The following is a 17,056-nucleotide window of genomic DNA, read 5'->3' as shown; positions in this document are numbered from 1 at the left end:
CCCTGTAAGCGGTTGTCATTGATAGTCACGTAGACCAGTGCACACTCCCTGCGCATCAGGGTCTTCAATTCAGACACCATGATAGGATCACTATGCCTGTACGCGAAACCAATTATCAGGACGAGGAACTCTCTGTAACCAAGGCGGAAGAATTAATCGAGTGCGGAGATGATTTGCGTCTCGTGCTTGGTCGTCTGGACTGCAATGCGGCACGCGCCCTCGAGGCGTTCAAGGGTAATTCGATATTTATAGACGGCCATCTTCCACTACTCGATCACTGTTCGGCTGAGTCACTGATCGCACTTGGTGGCAACGGCAAGCTCAAACTACACTGGGTGGCCGCTGGCCAACACAATGGCCATCTGGACAAGACTACGGTTCTGAACCTTGCGCGATTCGCTGATAGCGTCAGTCTGGATGGGATTGATGCGCTGGATGTCCAGGATGCCCACATTTTGCAATCTTTCAATGGCACCCAGCTACTCCTGTATCCAAGGTCTATGTCTCCTGAGGTGGCCGATCTTATATCCAGGGCCAGCCCAGCTCTTATATTGGTCAGCATCCCGGAGATTTCCCCTGAGACAGTGCAAGCACTCGCCAAAAGCAGAGCGTGGGATGAGTTTCAGTTATACCTCGAGGACAGCGCGCTCAGTCCCAGCATTGCCTCAGCACTGTCCAGCATCTATGCCGAACATCTCACTCTTGCCTGCACGCATGTGGATGCCGAATCAGCCGCCCAACTGGCCGGTTTTCATGGCACGCTCCGACTCCAATGCCCCACTATCGCCGCGGATGCAGTAAAGATACTCACGGCCTCTAGCGCCGGTCTGGAGTTATCCCTGAATGGCACCACACTCGAGCGAGATCTCGCCGAGGCAATTGCAAATGGCGCCAATCCCTTTGTTCATCTCTACGGTATCAACTCCCTGGGGGCCGGCACCGCGGATGTGCTGAATTCAACGGATAAGGAAGTCTACATCGAGACCAACCTAGGTGAAGTTCTCGATTTCATCTGACGCCTACCTTGCTGCCGAACCAGAATCACGAGGAAACATCGCCATGGGAGAAATTATTGATCTCAACAACGCCAGGGAATCCCGCCGGCAGCCTTCCCACACGCGCACGCCAGACTGCGAATCCAACAACGCCGATAATGCTTCATTGGACAGTGCCACCGTTCAACCCGGGATGGTGATTTTGTTCAACCTGTTGCAACGCGGTCAGGCCGTCCGACTTCCTGGTGGAGCGGTCTACCGGCTGCATGGCAGTCAACTCGAAGCGCGGAGGTCCGAATGCTGGCAACCGGCACAAATCGGTGTCAATGAACTGCTGAGCCAGGTCTGTGGGCTATCGCGCTCCCAGTGGCGGCAAATCCTCGAATCCAGCGACTGTATTCCTCATCAGGATACGCCGATATAAAATTCACTCTACCCACCCCTGTAACGACAGAATGTGTCGCAGCTATCCGCATAATACTCTCCTTGAAATCAGCCTATATCTGACATGTGGCGATGGGGAGAAATATGCACAAAGTCGATCTTTCAGATAACACGCCTACCGAGTCACACTCCTTCAAAACCCTCCTGGAAGAATACCGCGTCCCGATCCAACGCTGGATGCTGCGTATCCTGGTGGATCTACGGGGCTATCATGCGTTCGGCACACTCTGCGGACTCGGCATCGACAGCGATATCATCTTCCATACACTCGAACTCGACCACCTGAACGACCGCGACGTGAAACAGCCCCAGATTCGGGAGGCATTCACAGAACGACAGCGCCAGATCAATACCCTGTCGCCTGAAGTCGAAGGCACTCTCGACCGCAATATCCACTGGCTTGCTCAGCGCCTGAAGCTCACCGACACGGAGCAGAAGATCCTGGGGTTTCTGGTCCTGACCCGGAACGTCAGGGCACTCTCTGAGACCCTGGACAGCCTCGGGGATCTGGATCAGAGCCGTGCCGAGCGGGCATTGGCCACGATCCTGGAACTTCCGCTCAAGGCTATTACAGACAGCTTGCGCCCTGATGCGACGTTGATTGCTGCCGGCCTCATGCGGGTGCCCAGCGGGGAGCAGCGGCCCCTGTACCGGAAGCTGCAACTGCTGGGGCGACTGAGTGAGGCGCTGCTGCATGAACACAGCTCCCCCGCCCTGCTGTTCCGGCATTTTTTCCAGGAATCGACCCCGCCCACACTGACGCGGGAGGATTACCCCCATGTGTCACAGGACATTACCCTGATACACGGTTTTCTGACACGGGCACTGGCACAGGGTCTGACCGGAGTTAACGTTCTGATCCATGGCCCACCGGGTACCGGCAAGACACAGCTGGCTCGGGTCATGGCCGAGTCTCTTGGGGCCCGCCTCTATGAGGTCGCGATTGCCGACCGGGGAGGCAAGTCACTGCCGGGGATCGCGCGTTTTTCTGCCTACCAGCTGACACAAAATCTGCTTGCCAATCAGGATACGGGCCTGGTTCTGTTCGATGAAATCGAGGATGTCTTCCCACCGCAAGGCTTCAACCTCTTGAACCTGATGGGCGAAGAGACCCCGGGCAAAGCCTGGGTCAATGACCTGCTCGAGTCCAACCCTGTTCCCACCTTCTGGCTGAGCAACCATATCGACCAGATTGATCCCGCGTATCTGCGGCGCTTCGACTATGTATTGGAACTCGGGGAACCCCCTCAATCCGTCCGCGCACAGGCGCTGAAACAGTATCTGGCCCCCTACCCGGTGCGCGGCCACTGGCTGGACCGCGCCGCGGCCACCGAGGCTCTGACGCCGGCACATGTCGAACGTGCCGCCCGGGTGATCGACCATCTGACGGGTGAGCCGTCCGAAGTCGTCGAACAGGCGCTGGATCGGATCTTCGGCAATACCCTGGAAGCCATGGGCAGTCGCTATTCCAGCCCAGCGTCCCAACCAGCAGGCCCCATGACCTATTCCCTTGACTACCTTAATCCTGATGAAGATCTGGAGTCACTCGCACAGGGGATGCGCCAGGCGGGACAGGGTCGATTATGCCTGTACGGCCCGCCGGGGACAGGAAAAACCGCCTTTGGTGACTATCTGGCAGAGGTGGTGGACCGGCCCTGTATCCACAAGCGCCTGTCAGATCTGCTCGGGCCCTACGTCGGGCAGACGGAAAAAGCCATTGCCAGCGCCTTCACCGAGGCGCGCCGCCAGTCAGCCGTGCTGATGATCGACGAAATCGACAGTCTGCTGCACCAGCGCCAGCTGGATGGAAAATCCTGGGAGATCAACCAGGTCAATGAATTCCTGACCCAGATGGAGGCATTCGAGGGAATTCTGATCGCCACTACCAACATGATGGAGGGACTGGATACAGCGGCCCTGCGCCGCTTCGATCTGAAAATCCGCTTCGACTACCTCGTCCCTGACCAGGTCCGGCGGTTGCTGGAGCACCTTGCTGAGGAGATAGCTGAAGCCGCGCCCGATGATGACGTCCTACAGCGACGTATTGCCCGGCTGTCGGCCGTGACGCCGGGGGATTTCATGACTGTCGTGCGTCAACTCAGGCTTCGGGGCAAGGCAACGACACGTCAGGCGCTGGTGGACGGGCTGGAGAAGGAGATGGCAGCAAAGCGGCCGCGATCCAATCGCCCCATTGGATTTGTCCGGAACTGACCGGTAAGACAGAAGAAAGGGGGGACATCCGAGTCCCCCCTCCATTCTCAACCGATCATCCGATTCAGATATTGATGCGCCTGAGGAGAACCCCGGTCGACCGAGTGAAACAATTGTACCCCCTTGCGCTTACCCGCATGCTGTCGCGAAGGACACAACGCCCCGCTCGGTCGATATCGACATCCGATATCAGAACAGAAACAGACACGACTCGGAATCCAGACACTCATCGATTTACCCATTCATACCCCCCATGCGATTGAATGAGGTGCCATGGTATCGCCTACCTGCGACAGAAACTGTCGCAGGTAGGCGTATGATGAAGTGGAATCTGGATTGGCTACCGCCCCAGATGTATTTAAGGACGACTGCATATACTGAGTTCGGCATAGACACAGGAGAATGACAATGGAGGATGCTCTTCTGGATTTCCTGCTACGTCATTTCAGCGCCTGGACACTCCTGGTGTGGTGGTTCGTGGGAAGTATAATCATGGTCACGCTGATGAGTGACCGAATGGATACATTACTCATTGCACTATGTCTGTATGTGCTCTCCATGTGGAAAATATTCGGCGTTATATGAAAAACGCCGCCTGAACTGATCGCATTACCATTACTTTGAACTTGATAGAATACGGATTATGGCTAAGGCAATTCTGAAAATGGCTCCCGGTGTCAATTGCTGGGACAACCTGATGCTTGTCGTCCAGTGTGAGGAGGTAAATCTCTGTCGAATCGTCAGGTTAAAGGATCGCCACACGGCACTTGAACTGTATCGTCAAACCGCAATTGCATATTACGACCATCACTGCGGAAGGCTTGTGATCAAAATTGATGGACTGGATTATCCGATGCCATGCAGGGCCTGGATGGCCGTATACAGCTGCATGGATCAGTGGTTTGAGGATTACGTTTTGGCGGTTGAGGGGGTATAAAGGCATGGGTTTTATAGACCGACTGTCACTGGATGTTTTTCAGTCAATTAACCAGCGCGCCTACCAGGAAGATCGCTGGGTCGCGCAGCCGGTTGCGGACGGTTATCTTCTGGCGGTACTCGACGGCCATGGGGGTGCGGACGTAGCCGATCTGGCCGCAAGCCGTTTGACCCATTACTTCAGATTCGGGCTGCAACAGAAACTTCCGGAAAAGGTCGTATCCGAGCAGGAGGGTCAAGCACCCTCAGAGCAACATCTGATAAATAATATCGCAGGAGTACAGGTTACCACTGACCCGGCACAGAACGACCATGGCCGGAATCACCGTAATGCCATCGCACCGGATGATTATGCTGCCAGGGTCCATGAAGCTCTACGCGCCACCATTGCGCTGTTGGTGACCGATTGCGCCCACTACAAGCATGTAGGTACCACCTTGTCGATAGCTTACATCATTTCCGCCGGCGATAATCTTAAGGTATTCACAGCTCAGCTGGGGGATTCAGCAATCCTGGTTCAGACCCCTGAGGGCATACTGCATGCCACGACGGCCCAGTCCGTAATGACATGCCAGAAGGATCGAACCACCATCACGCAAGCGCTCCAGGCAACACAGGCGCGGGACAACCCACCCTTCTGGCATAGGGCCGCCAGTCTGGGCGATCAGTATCTTATGGTTGGCCCCACTGATGAGGACACGCTCGGAATCGCCGTCACCCGAGCCATCGGGGATAGCTGCTTCAATGGTTTGATGATCCGAAGCCCCGAGATTAAGGACTTTACTGTACCGCCTGATAGTCTGATTCTAGGTGTAACCGACGGCGTTCATACCAATGGAACGAAGGACAACCGGTACGCGGCGTATCGCACAATCGGGCAAGACATTCAGGCAGGAAAAACCGTTAAGGATATCGGAGATACAATGGCCGGCCTTCCTGACCTCATTGACAATATCACTATTGTCTCCCTTCGCCTCACAGAGACCACCCATTGAGAGCAATTCCATCGTACCGACGGATTCCATTTTCGGCTCGAATCGAATTGGGTTTTATTGGTTTGAATCAATTTTCTTTAAACGTGGCCTGAATGTATTAACAAATCGATTTATTCTATCGCGGAAGAATGCAAGCAAGTCCTCTCGATTATTCTCGTCAAAAATATCACTCACTCTGACCGACGACAATATCCTGTGCTTGCCTTCGTAGGATTGCCACTCCACTTCAATACCTAATGCACGATCGATTTCTTCTTGCTCAGCTTCCAGTAGTCTATATACGCGATCCGCAAGCTCACCGCGCGTAAATGTAAGAAAAACCCCGGCTTCGTTTTTACTCTTCAAGAAATAGCAGGTAATCCAAGATTGCCCACCTTGCAGCGGCATGGAAAAATAAATATTACCCACTGCATTGGCTTTGGGTATTGGCTGACCCGCATCATCGAGCTTCAATGTGGATAGCAATTCTTTCCAAAATCCGAGATAGAAGTTTTGCCAATCATTTAATTCACGAGCATTCTTTTCTTCTTGGCTTTCATCCATGACAGTCAAGTTATCGGCAGGAACTTCCACTATTAACCTCTTGAATACCTCTGTCTTGGCCAAGACATGAGGCTGTATAAGATAGCCACCGTTCATCTGGTATACCATGACCTCTACCAGCCCGAACGTGAAGTGAAGTGCATGATAGCCCTGAAGATATTCTGCTATGTTGCTGACACCCTCTCTAATACCGTCACCGGCGACTAGCAATAGGAATCGTCCCAGCCTGAGTGACTGAGAGACCTCATCTACAAATTGGCTCTCATCAAGCTCTGGAAATCGCTCTGCAACAATGTCATAGAGCACATTCCCTTTTCGCTTCGTTGCTTTTGATACCTCGCGCTGAAGATCCTCATAAGACCATCGGCTAAGCTCAGTTGCATAGTCAAGAATCTGACCAACCACTTTCCGCCTGGATTCTGGATTACGCCATAGTTTGGCTTCAAGTATGACAAGTTGCCCTCTAGGGGTGGCGTACAATATGTCAATATATCCGACCGATGTACTTAGTTCTCGACAGATCGGAACCAGGTCAGAATATGCGCTATCAACCTCATTTACAGGCAAGCAGCCGGGCTCCTGGAATAATACGTTTTGAAGCCAAACCTCGTTGTACTCATTTTCCTTTTCCGATGAAGTGAGCGGCACCCTCTTTAAGGGAACCACCCCTCCTCCATCAGACACATGTACCGGAACAGCATATTGATATTGATTCATACCTGCGTGTTTCCTTTATAGGACGATCTGTCAAAACCCAGAAGTTGAATATCTATATTCAAAACTCACTCGCGACTAACGCATACTGTCTGTTGTCGTCTAGACGGTTTACATAGTCATAAATCTCACGCAGTTGATCCTGCAAGTAGGCATTATTCCTCCATATCAAAGCCTTGCTAGTATCGGTATATGATGGATCACATGCGTAACAATACGCGATAAATTCTAGAATTTTCTTCTTATTCACAACGGCAACCCACCCACCAAAATCTACCTGCGTACAACTTACTCCAGCCGTTGCAACCCACTCGTGGAATGCACCATTATAAGCTCCTTTAGGAGGCGGGAAGAACGGACTTTTCCGGGCAGGAAGATTGCCATTCCAGTCTCCGCCCTCCCTCGCGAATCCAGGATCTTCCAAACTCCCAATGTATATGTCACATGCTGTCATTCTTTAATAACGGATTCAGTCAACATGTTTTGCGCCGAGCGACACTAGGGTCTGCGATCCGGCTCAATGCCAGGGAAGGCGCAGCCCCCGCTCCGGCGGGGGTTTTCAGTTTTGGCGTTCGATCACCTGCGGACTGTCCTCGCGGGTGTAATAGCCCACCGGATACCCTTCCCATCCTTCGTCCGGCGCTGGCTCCAACAGGTCCTGTACTTGCTCAGGGTCCGTGACCGCTGGATCCAGCCACTGCGCCCAGGCATCGGGCTGGAGAATCACCGGCATCCGCGGATGAACCTCGCCAACGACTGCATTGGCCTCGGTCGTGATGATCGCGCAGGAATCAAACGCCTCACCGCCCTCCCCTCCAGGCGGCTCCCAACGCCCCCAGAGTCCGGCCATGAAGAAGGGTTCGCCGTCCCTGCGTCGGAAGTAATACTGCGGCTTGCGCTTCTCACCGGTGTCCTTCGGCTCATAGAAGCCATCAGCAGCGATGAGACAGCGGAAATGCTGGAAGGGGAACCGCCAGAGGCGGCTGGTCGTCAGGGTTTCGGCCTTGGCATTGATGGTGGAGTAGCGGGTCTTGGGCTGCTTCTCGAACGGCGGGATGTAGGGCCAGCGCAGCAGGGCCATCTCCCGCTCGCCTGCGGGATCAATCCGACAGACGAGTGCTTTTTGGCCGGGCAGGGTGTTGTACTGCGGCGGTAAGTCATCGATATCATTTCGACCCTCCACCAAGCTGGCAAAGGTCTCGGGGGGACTGGTCCTGGAGAAGCGGCCACACATGGCTGGGTCCTCCTGATCCGAAGAAAACAACCGGAAATATACAGAAATTCTGCCAGATATCCCAGTACTACATACTGTATATTTTTACGGTGATTGTCGCTGTGAAATACCCCTATCTCGGCCGAGACATCCGAGTCCATTTCTCTGTGCCCGGCATCTGTCTGCCGGTGCGCACCCGTTCATGCGGATTCCGGATGGTCAGTTGGGGACGACGCGAAGGCGAACCGGAAGGATTTCCCCTGGGGTACTTGTGCCTCGCTGGAGGCCATCCAGGCCGGTGAATGGAAGTACTGGTTCCCGATCCCGGTCCAGCCTCCACTCACCCAGCTCCTCGAGCGTAAAAGCCGGGCACGCAGTGGCGGCCCACCTCCCGCAGCTCCGAAAGCCCGGTGTCACGCGTTTCTAAGCCACCTGTGCGGCGGCGAACGCCACCGTGGACCACACCAACGGCACCTTCAATTTTTAAGCCGCCTACGCGGTGGCGAACTGCTTGAGGTAGCGGCAGTCGGTACGCGGGTATTCCTAAGCCGCCTACGCGGCGGCGAACTGGACCGTCCCGAAGACCGCCTGGTCGGGGATTTTCTAAGCCACCTACGCGGCGGCGAACTCACCAATGCCGGCTTCACCGTTATCTATATCTTTCTAAGCCGCCTACGCGGCGGTGAACCCCATAGCAGGCTTCCGCTCATTCTCGGGCGATTTCTATGCCGCCTACGCGGCGGCGAACTACGGACGATTTATCTGGAGCCTGATCCTATTTTTCTAAGCCGCCTACGCGGCGGCGAACACAAACTTCGCCCGTTACCCCGAAATTGACCGTTTCTAAGCCGCCTACGCGGCGGCGAACATGAGGCGATCACCAGCGAGAAGGGCGACCACTTTCTAAGCCGCCTACGCGGCGGCGAACAAGCGGGTCATTCAGTTCCCTCCCGCCTCAGCTTTCTAAGCCGCCTACGCGGCGGCGAACAGCTGATTACTCGACTGCACAAGGTAGTGACATTTCTAAGCCGCCTACGCGGCGGCGAACTTCTTCTTCTGTGGCGTTGGGCAGGGCCTGCATTTCTAAGCCGCCTACGCGGCGGCGAACTCCAGCCCCAGTCCATGTCCATCGGGGATTTTTTTCTAAGCCGCCTACGCGGCGGCGAACGTTATCGCTGGCCCCATCTGTCGAGGGGGTCATTTCTAAGCCGCCTACGCGGCGGCGAACATGGAGATCGCCTACCTGACCGCCGCCCGGAATTTCTAAGCCGCCTACGCGGCGGCGAACGACCTGGAGGAGCTGATCGCTTTCTTCCATGTTTTCTAAGCCGCCTACGCGGCGGCAAACGCCGGCATCCATTGGCGGTTTCAACTGATACGTTTCTAAGCCGCCTACGCGGCGGCGAACACCCTGATCCATTGCCATGCCATCGTCGGCAATTTCTAAGCCGCCTACGCGGCGGCGAACGTCCAGGTCTCTTCCCGCAGTATCGGGTCTGTTTTCTAAGCCGCCTACGCGGCGGCGAACCATAGTCCGTTTCGCCAGTCCACTCGGTACGCTTTCTAAGCCGCCTACGCGGCGGCGAACGCACCGGATAGACCGGCTGGAGTCCTACCATTTTTCTAAGCCGCCTACGCGGCGGCGAACGGGCCGTTCTACCTGTTCACCGGGGCTGTGGTGTTTCTAAGCCGCCTACGCAGCGGCGAACGATGTCGCGCTGCGGGTCCAGATACTGGTGCATTTCTAAGCCGCCTACGCGGCGGCGAACTCCCATGCGCTTATCAATATCCCGGTGGAGTGTTTCTAAGCCGCCTACGCGGCGGCGAACGCGCTCCGTACTGAAATAAAGTCCACGCACAATTTCTAAGCCGCCTACGCGGCGGCGAACTAACTCCATCTCCCGTTCATGCTGCGACTTCATTTCTAAGCCGCCTACGCGGCGGCGAACGCCTCGCGTGGCGCTCTGATGCTTACCGGCGCTTTCTAAGCCGCCTACGCGGCGGCGAACCCCCGGGGAACGATCAGGTGGTATTTGTCATATTTCTAAGCCGCCTACGCGGCGGCGAACGAGTAGCCCCGGTTGCACATATCCGCCTGAATTTTCTAAACCGCCTACGCGGCGGCGAACGTCCGCGTCCTGGTCCTCAAGGGCCGCCAGCATTTCTAAGCCGCCTACGCGGCGGCGAACGCCTACCAGCCAGAGCCGGGGCACTACCCGGTAGTTTCTAAGCCGCCTACGCGGCGGCGAACGCCGATCCAGTTCGACGCAGGCACACTCAAGCTTTCTAAGCCGCCTACGCGGCGGCGAACGATCACAGACAAGCGTATCTGCCCACGGTGTGTTTCTAAGCCGCCTACGCGGCGGCGAACGATGACAGCCGGTTTGCATCGACGGCCCCGCTTTTCTAAGCCGCCTACGCGGCGGCGAACGTCAGGACCGAGCTGATCGACTTCTTCCGGGTTTTCTAAGCCGCCTACGCGGCGGCGAACTGACCGCCCGCCCCCGGTGCGCTTGACTGGTATTTCTAAGCCGCCTACGCGGCGGCGAACGAGTGCTTCGGCGGTGGGTGGTTTATTGTGGTTTTCTAAGCCGCCTACGCGGCGGCGAACATCTCAGAGCGTGGCCGCGCACTCGCCAATCTTTTCTAAGCCGCCTACGCGGCGGCGAACGGTGAAATCGAGTTCATGAAGCGGGACATGATTTTCTAAGCCGCCTACGCGGCGGCGAACGGGATCAACTACGAGACACTGGCGCTCATTGATTTCTAAGCCGCCTACGCGGCGGCGAACGGTCAGGGCAGAGAACGAATCAAGCTGCTTCATTTCTAAGCCGCCTACGCGGCGGCGAACGACCTCCTGGATCAGGTTGGCCTTCTTCTCCATTTCTAAGCCGCCTACGCGGCGGCGAACATTCTGATGTCAGGCCATGGGTGTGGTCCTATTTTCTAAGCCGCCTACGCGGCGGCGAACCTCATCCGAGAGTGAATCCCAGTCGGCGATAGTTTCTAAGCCGCCTACGCGGCGGCGAACGCCACGGTACGGATGGCACTGCCGTGGTCCTCTTTCTAAGCCGCCTACGCGGCGGCGAACGACACATTTACCATCGGCGGCACCACCTACACTTTCTAAGCCGCCTACGCGGCGGCGAACCCTACCAGCCATGCCCGTGGCACCACTCGGTATTTCTAAGCCGCCTACGCGGCGGCGAACGACCCGCTGGAGCTGGCCCTGCAGCAGCAGGATTTCTAAGCCGCCTACGCGGCGGCGAACTAAAGCGGGTCATGTTCCCTCCCGCCGAAGCGTTTCTAAGCCGCCTACGCGGCGGCGAACGACCGCAACACGCCCCGCTGGCTCGACGATATTTTCTAAGCCGCCTACGCGGCGGCGAACATCCGTGACCGGCTGCTGGCCGCGTCCGATGTTTTCTAAGCCGCCTACGCGGCGGCGAACACGTCGTCGATGAGGGCCAGACCCCACGGGGTTTTCTAAGCCGCCTACGCGGCGGCGAACTGATACCGTGCTTAAGCGCCAGGCCTGAGCGCTTTCTAAGCCGCCTACGCGGCGGCGAACGTGGAGATCCCGGAGCTGCAGGCCTTCAACAATTTCTAAGCCGCCTACGCGGCGGCGAACAATCTGCGCCCTCGCCTCGTCCGGGTCCTTGATTTCTAAGCCGCCTACGCGGCGGCGAACATCATGAGTCTGCCGTAGCGCGTCCTCAATCATTTCTAAGCCGCCTACGCGGCGGCGAACGCCTTGGAGGCTGAGCGGGCCAAACAGAAGGATTTCTAAGCCGCCTACGCGGCGGCGAACGCGATGGCCCCGTCACCCTCCTGCGCCTCGATTTTCTAAGCCGCCTACGCGGCGGCGAACTGTCGTGGGGGCCTATATCGGATTCTCGACGTTTTCTAAGCCGCCTACGCGGCGGCGAACCATCGACACATGGCTGCTGGACTGGGGCGAATTTTCTAAGCCGCCTACGCGGCGGCGAACACATCACCGTGTTGCTGGTGCTGATAAGCACATTTCTAAGCCGCCTACGCGGCGGCGAACGGCATCATCGGCGCAGGACTCGGTATCCTGGCTTTCTAAGCCGCCTACGCGGCGGCGAACGTCCCTCGATCCACCGCGCAGCTGCTGGATCCTTTCTAAGCCGCCTACGCGGCGGCGAACCTGTTGCTGGTCGGGGTGGTCGCCGGGGTGCTTTTCTAAGCCGCCTACGCGGCGGCGAACGATCTCCGCGATCGTCACTTCGTCGATCGGACTTTCTAAGCCGCCTACGCGGCGGCGAACCGGACCCTTTGGCCCTGTAGGCAATTTGTGCATTTCTAAGCCGCCTACGCGGCGGCGAACGACTTCAATTTCCTGAATTCGACCCCGCAGTCTTTCTAAGCCGCCTACGCGGCGGCGAACGTCATCGAACCGGCCCCGGATCTGGTCCATCATTTCTAAGCCGCCTACGCGGCGGCGAACGGATCCAGCGGCGTATAGAGCGCGCCGGCTTTTTTCTAAGCCGCCTACGCGGCGGCGAACGTGGACCAGGGCGGCGGCGTGACCCGGATCACTTTCTAAGCCGCCTACGCGGCGGCGAACCTCTCCAACGCCCTGCGCCGGATGGCTGCCGATTTCTAAGCCGCCTACGCGGCGGCGAACGGCAACATCGGCGGCCTGGTGTCCTGGCTCAATTTCTAAGCCGCCTACGCGGCGGCGAACACGGGTTCTGATCGGCTTGGATGGATTCATACTTTCTAAGCCGCCTACGCGGCGGCGAACGTACGGAGTCATTCCCTGGACCGGACCCGAAATTTCTAAGCCGCCTACGCGGCGGCGAACTGTCCGCTGGGTCTCAGGGAGGTCATCGAACCTTTCTAAGCCGCCTACGCGGCGGCGAACAACATCCGGCCTGTGAAGCGCATACCGCAGCATTTCTAAGCCGCCTACGCGGCGGCGAACGGTCCACACCTCACGCAGGGCGTGGCAGCAGTTTTCTAAGCCGCCTACGCGGCGGCGAACGTGAAGGTAGCAGAGCTTTCCGGCGCGGAGCTTTTCTAAGCCGCCTACGCGGCGGCGAACGCGTAGCCATGCGGCCAGATGCGTTCGATCCATTTCTAAGCCGCCTACGCGGCGGCGAACCTGCACATCGGTTGCGGCGCGGCCGGTATCGATTTCTAAGCCGCCTACGCGGCGGCGAACGACCGACCCGGCGGATTCCGGGATCTCAGATATTTCTAAGCCGCCTACGCGGCGGCGAACGGCCTGATTGAAGCCGATAAGAAATTCACAGGTTTCTAAGCCGCCTACGCGGCGGCGAACACACCGACGACCTGCAGGTCTCGAACGCAGACTTTCTAAGCCGCCTACGCGGCGGCGAACATGGAGGCCCTGGGCGGGGTCAAGACGACCTTGTTTCTAAGCCGCCTACGCGGCGGCGAACGGGAACGAGAGCCTGAAGTCCCACTCGGCGTATTTCTAAGCCGCCTACGCGGCGGCGAACAAGGGCCGCCGTGGAGGCGGGAAGAAATACTATTTCTAAGCCGCCTACGCGGCGGCGAACACGCATTACAGTCCAAGATACCCTTGGATTCATTTCTAAGCCGCCTACGCGGCGGCGAACATATGACGGAGACGCGATCAGCGAGGCTGAATTTTCTAAGCCGCCTACGCGGCGGCGAACTTCATGGCCCTGCCGGACCCTGATACCCAGCATTTCTAAGCCGCCTACGCGGCGGCGAACGCCAGCCTGGAGGAGTGCAACAGCCGCATGGATTTCTAAGCCGCCTACGCGGCGGCGAACGCTCTGCCACCTTCATGGGGCCTCCTTCTCGGTTTCTAAGCCGCCTACGCGGCGGCGAACGATCAGATCGACTGCCTGGTGCTGCTCATGCGTTTCTAAGCCGCCTACGCGGCGGCGAACGATCCCCGGCTACCTGCAAAACGAGGCCAACATTTCTAAGCCGCCTACGCGGCGGCGAACCAGAAGCACTACATGGCCGGGGATCGCGCAGATTTCTAAGCCGCCTACGCGGCGGCGAACGAACACCTCAAGAAGCGCATCGGCAATCGTCTTTTCTAAGCCGCCTACGCGGCGGCGAACGGGGATGAGCCCCGATACCCCAACCCCGAGAATTTCTAAGCCGCCTACGCGGCGGCGAACGGAGCAAGGTGGATGAAATGATCATCCTGGAATTTCTAAGCCGCCTACGCGGCGGCGAACAAGAGAATTTTCCCAACTTTTTAAATAACATCAACGGGTTACATGAATTAACCCGGTGCAAGGATTCGTTAAGCGTGAACTCTGTAACTTACTGATATCAAATATATTTCGATGATACCGATTTCAGAAAGGGTATCAATATATCCAGGACTTCATACTGTATGGCGCGCTCGATGACCGTGGCCCGGAATGCTTGATCTTTTACCTTTCGCCTGGCCGCATCGAAAGCCGCTGGCATAATCAACCAGTCCTTCACGAGGTCGGCGACATCGAATACCAATGCGCCCCGGCGCGTTTTCCCGTGAAGCACTGGGAACGCATAGTTTATCCCAAGCACATGAAGCGCCGCGGCTGCATACCCGTAGGCAATGTAATTTCCGTGATCGAGAAATGAATTCGCTCTCCGGTTTTTCTCGTCACCCGACACTTCACCTGGGGTACGCGAAAACTTTATTGCTGATGCGTTAGCGTGCAACGCATACAGCTGCTTTGCATACCGAGCCTCTGCGGTCAGAAGCTCAGTTACATTAGCGCACTTGTCGATGGCAAAGCTGAAGTCATCCGTTAAGGCGCCTGGGAGTTCGAATTCGCTTATCTTCGGATAAAACGCCTGGCTGAGCTCGATGCGGTACCTCAGAAAATCCTTGGCCGCGGAAAGCCTGGCGTCTTCATCCAACCAGAACCTGACCCAGTTCTGCATATATTCCGTGGGCCGGTATTCATCCTGCGGCGTGATGAATACCGGATCTACAATACCATGCATGGGCGATCCACCCGACCCGGTGAAGCCAATAATCACATTGGACTCTGCCAGCATGCGGACCGCGGCATCCGTAATGGAGCTACCCTTGCCCAGCAGGATAAACGCCGTATTCTTGTCCGGGATATTGACGATCTGCTCGACCGGGTTCGAGCTCTGGGTCATGTAGACGACGCGGTCATCTTTCTGCAGAACGCGAACGTGCTCCAGATAGAACACGTTCGCGCGTTTGGACAGCATGACCGCCTGGGGTCGACGTTGATTCCCCATACTCAGAAATCGGGCACGGAGAAATACCGTTCAGCGCCGGGCTGACCAGAAGCGAGGCCGTAGCTGTTCGGGGTGCCATCGCATGCGGAATCGACCTCGACCTTTTCGATGTGAACCCGGATCGGCGAACGTGTGCTCAGGCTGGTGAACCGCAGGTACGGCAGGGCGTTGAGGCGATCACGTTTCTCCTCGATCGCAGCCAGCTCCTCTTCACTGTACGCCCCATGACGCCCTACCCCGCTCTCGCGGCGCTTCTCCCGCCGATTGGCGCGGGACGGCAGGGCTTTCGCCTTGATGCTGCGAAAGACCGCATACCCATGTCCCTCCGGTACCTCGGCGATACGCCGGATCTTGACGAAATCGTCAACGCCATCCCGCTCGATGTGATCCTGCAGGGTCTCGAGGAGCTTTGTGTCCGACGAGAATACGCGCACCACGCCGCCCGGCGAGAACCCTTTCAGGCCGGGGAAGCCAAGGGCATACGCCCCGGCCTTCCCAGCACAGTGCAAGCGCTGCACCACGGTCGAGATGATCACCGGCATGGAAACCTCAGTGCCGGCTCTCGCCTCGATATCGAAGTAGTGAGTCAATGACGGCATCACTCACCCTCCTTTTCCTTGCCGCTCTCACCGTAAACACCGCCCCGGACCATGATCCCGATCAGGTAGGCCAGCTCGGGATCGAAGGCGTCCTTCTTTTCCTGGGCCTTCAGCGTCATATCCTTGATGCCGGTATAGCTCAGAAGGTCGTAGGCGCTGGCGCCGGAACCGGGCTTGCGGTGAAAATCGCCGTCGGATAGGCTGGCGCCGTTGGGCTCGATGGAGATCGGATACTCGGGATCCTCGGCATACCAGGTATCGATGGTGCGAATCGCGTTGCCGATCTTCTGGTCGCGCAATGCGGCAACCCCCATGACCACAGTGTCGGCAAAGCCTCGGACTTCGTCATCGCTCTTGCCGCGGGTCAGGCGCCGGAGGTGCTGCGGATCCAGGGCATCGATCTTGTACAGCGGACGACCGAACCCCTTGGGTTTGCCCTGGGTATAGTTCTGCGAGGGATAGACTTCCATCAAGCCCATACCGCTACCCATGATGCGACCTTCGACAGTGATGGCGCGATCGCCCGAAATACTGCCGGAAAGGCACTTCATCAGGTAATCACCCAGCTCGCGCTCACTCTCGGTATAGTCGTCGAAATGCTTCGTGGAGGTCGCCTCGGCGCTGATCGCCTTGTCAGCGAACGCCACCTTGATGGTCGGCTTGCCGTACACGCGGTTACGCCACATCCAGCGGCCATTCAGAATATTGCGGGCATACCGGCGGCAGACTTCGCGCAGAGTCTCGCTGTCTTCCAGATAGTCGACCAGACCGGACTCGCCATTGCCGCGGACCGATTTGATATAGTCACTGTCGTTGCAGGAAAAGACCGAGTCCCGCAGCTCGGCGGGTCGAATCGAGAATTTGATCGCCAGCCCGGCGGCGTGCTTATCCAGTTTCGCGGACTCCGTGATCTGGATGTTCGAGACGCTGTCACCCGCCTTCGTATGCGCCTCCTGCGTGCCCAGGATCCCACGGATGCCGTGGCGAACGACTGGAACGGGGACATATTCATACTCTTCTCCCTCGACCGCTTCATTATCAGGCACCAGGCTGAACATCATGCCATCGGTGATATTCAGTAACCTCTGCAGGGCCACGACCGAGGGTGCATTCACAACTGCTTTCTTCTTCGCCATGATTCATACTCCTTACAAAATTAAAGTG

General features: G+C 57.3%; 9 protein-coding genes and 1 CRISPR repeat array. Of the genes, 4 read left to right on the top strand and 5 right to left on the bottom strand.

The genetic code is table 11. From position 1 onward, the window contains the following. Nucleotides 1–92: 92 nt before the first annotated feature. The 4 genes from CFK21_RS06550 to CFK21_RS06540 all read left to right on the top strand — a co-directional run bounded on the left by CFK21_RS06550 (nucleotide 93) and on the right by CFK21_RS06540 (nucleotide 5,581). A complete protein-coding gene (locus CFK21_RS06550; RefSeq protein ID WP_096365908.1) occupies nucleotides 93–1,016 on the top strand; it encodes a hypothetical protein in 924 nt (307 codons plus the stop codon). After that, on the top strand, nucleotides 994–1,419 hold the full coding sequence (locus CFK21_RS15170; protein ID WP_157745438.1) for a hypothetical protein: 426 nt from the start codon (nucleotides 994–996) through the stop codon (nucleotides 1,417–1,419). The genes CFK21_RS06550 and CFK21_RS15170 overlap by 23 nt, the downstream gene beginning before the upstream one ends. Before the next feature lie 104 nt (nucleotides 1,420–1,523). Continuing rightward, nucleotides 1,524–3,650, top strand: coding sequence for an AAA family ATPase (locus CFK21_RS06545; RefSeq protein ID WP_172844268.1), 2,127 nt, complete (start codon nucleotides 1,524–1,526; stop codon nucleotides 3,648–3,650). Nucleotides 3,651–4,591: 941 nt separating this feature from the next. Continuing rightward, entirely contained in the window at nucleotides 4,592–5,581 is a 990-nt protein-coding gene (locus CFK21_RS06540) for a protein phosphatase 2C domain-containing protein (protein WP_157745435.1), read from the top strand. 54 nt (nucleotides 5,582–5,635) lie between these two features. On the opposite strand, the gene CFK21_RS06535 is transcribed toward CFK21_RS06540, so the two are convergent. From CFK21_RS06535 to csy3, 5 genes are all read right to left on the bottom strand, one after another. After that, nucleotides 5,636–6,841 carry a DUF4268 domain-containing protein gene (locus CFK21_RS06535; protein WP_096365903.1) on the bottom strand — a complete coding sequence of 402 codons (1,206 nt, stop codon included), beginning with the start codon at nucleotides 6,839–6,841 and terminating at the stop codon, nucleotides 5,636–5,638. 556 nt (nucleotides 6,842–7,397) lie between these two features. Further along, nucleotides 7,398–8,072, bottom strand: coding sequence for an SOS response-associated peptidase (locus CFK21_RS06530; RefSeq protein WP_096365902.1), 675 nt, complete (start codon nucleotides 8,070–8,072; stop codon nucleotides 7,398–7,400). 399 nt (nucleotides 8,073–8,471) lie between these two features. Beyond that, a CRISPR array of direct repeats spans nucleotides 8,472–14,263; the repeat unit is 28 nt; unit sequence TTTCTAAGCCGCCTACGCGGCGGCGAAC. 97 nt (nucleotides 14,264–14,360) lie between these two features. Further along, the gene (gene cas1f / locus CFK21_RS06525) at nucleotides 14,361–15,299 is read right to left on the bottom strand and encodes a type I-F CRISPR-associated endonuclease Cas1f (RefSeq protein WP_172844321.1); all 939 of its coding nucleotides are present in this window, start codon (nucleotides 15,297–15,299) and stop codon (nucleotides 14,361–14,363) included. Next, on the bottom strand, nucleotides 15,296–15,892 hold the full coding sequence (cas6f, locus tag CFK21_RS06520; protein ID WP_096365900.1) for a type I-F CRISPR-associated endoribonuclease Cas6/Csy4: 597 nt from the start codon (nucleotides 15,890–15,892) through the stop codon (nucleotides 15,296–15,298). Before cas6f ends, cas1f begins: the two co-directional genes overlap by 4 nt. Next, nucleotides 15,892–17,028 (bottom strand): type I-F CRISPR-associated protein Csy3, encoded by a 1,137-nt coding sequence (gene csy3, locus CFK21_RS06515; RefSeq protein ID WP_096365898.1) that lies wholly within the window; start codon nucleotides 17,026–17,028, stop codon nucleotides 15,892–15,894. Before csy3 ends, cas6f begins: the two co-directional genes overlap by 1 nt. Nucleotides 17,029–17,056 lie beyond the last annotated feature (28 nt).

Source organism: Thiohalobacter thiocyanaticus (assembly GCF_002356355.1).
In the GTDB taxonomy this organism is placed as follows: Bacteria; Pseudomonadota; Gammaproteobacteria; order Thiohalobacterales; family Thiohalobacteraceae; genus Thiohalobacter; species Thiohalobacter thiocyanaticus_A.
Note: the sequence above shows the minus strand (reverse complement) of the source record. Positions and strands in the feature narration are given on the sequence as shown.

Excerpts from the sequence above, each read along its gene's own strand:
- CFK21_RS06550 (WP_096365908.1), top strand. The coding sequence starts at position 93 with ATGCCTGTACGCGAAACCAATTATCAGGACGAGGAACTCTCTGTAACC.
- csy3 (WP_096365898.1), bottom strand. The coding sequence starts at position 17,028 with ATGGCGAAGAAGAAAGCAGTTGTGAATGCACCCTCGGTCGTGGCCCTG.
- CFK21_RS06540 (WP_157745435.1), top strand. The coding sequence starts at position 4,592 with ATGGGTTTTATAGACCGACTGTCACTGGATGTTTTTCAGTCAATTAAC.
- CFK21_RS06530 (WP_096365902.1), bottom strand. The coding sequence starts at position 8,072 with ATGTGTGGCCGCTTCTCCAGGACCAGTCCCCCCGAGACCTTTGCCAGC.
- cas6f (WP_096365900.1), bottom strand. The coding sequence starts at position 15,892 with ATGCCGTCATTGACTCACTACTTCGATATCGAGGCGAGAGCCGGCACT.
- CFK21_RS06535 (WP_096365903.1), bottom strand. The coding sequence starts at position 6,841 with ATGAATCAATATCAATATGCTGTTCCGGTACATGTGTCTGATGGAGGA.
- CFK21_RS06545 (WP_172844268.1), top strand. The coding sequence starts at position 1,524 with ATGCACAAAGTCGATCTTTCAGATAACACGCCTACCGAGTCACACTCC.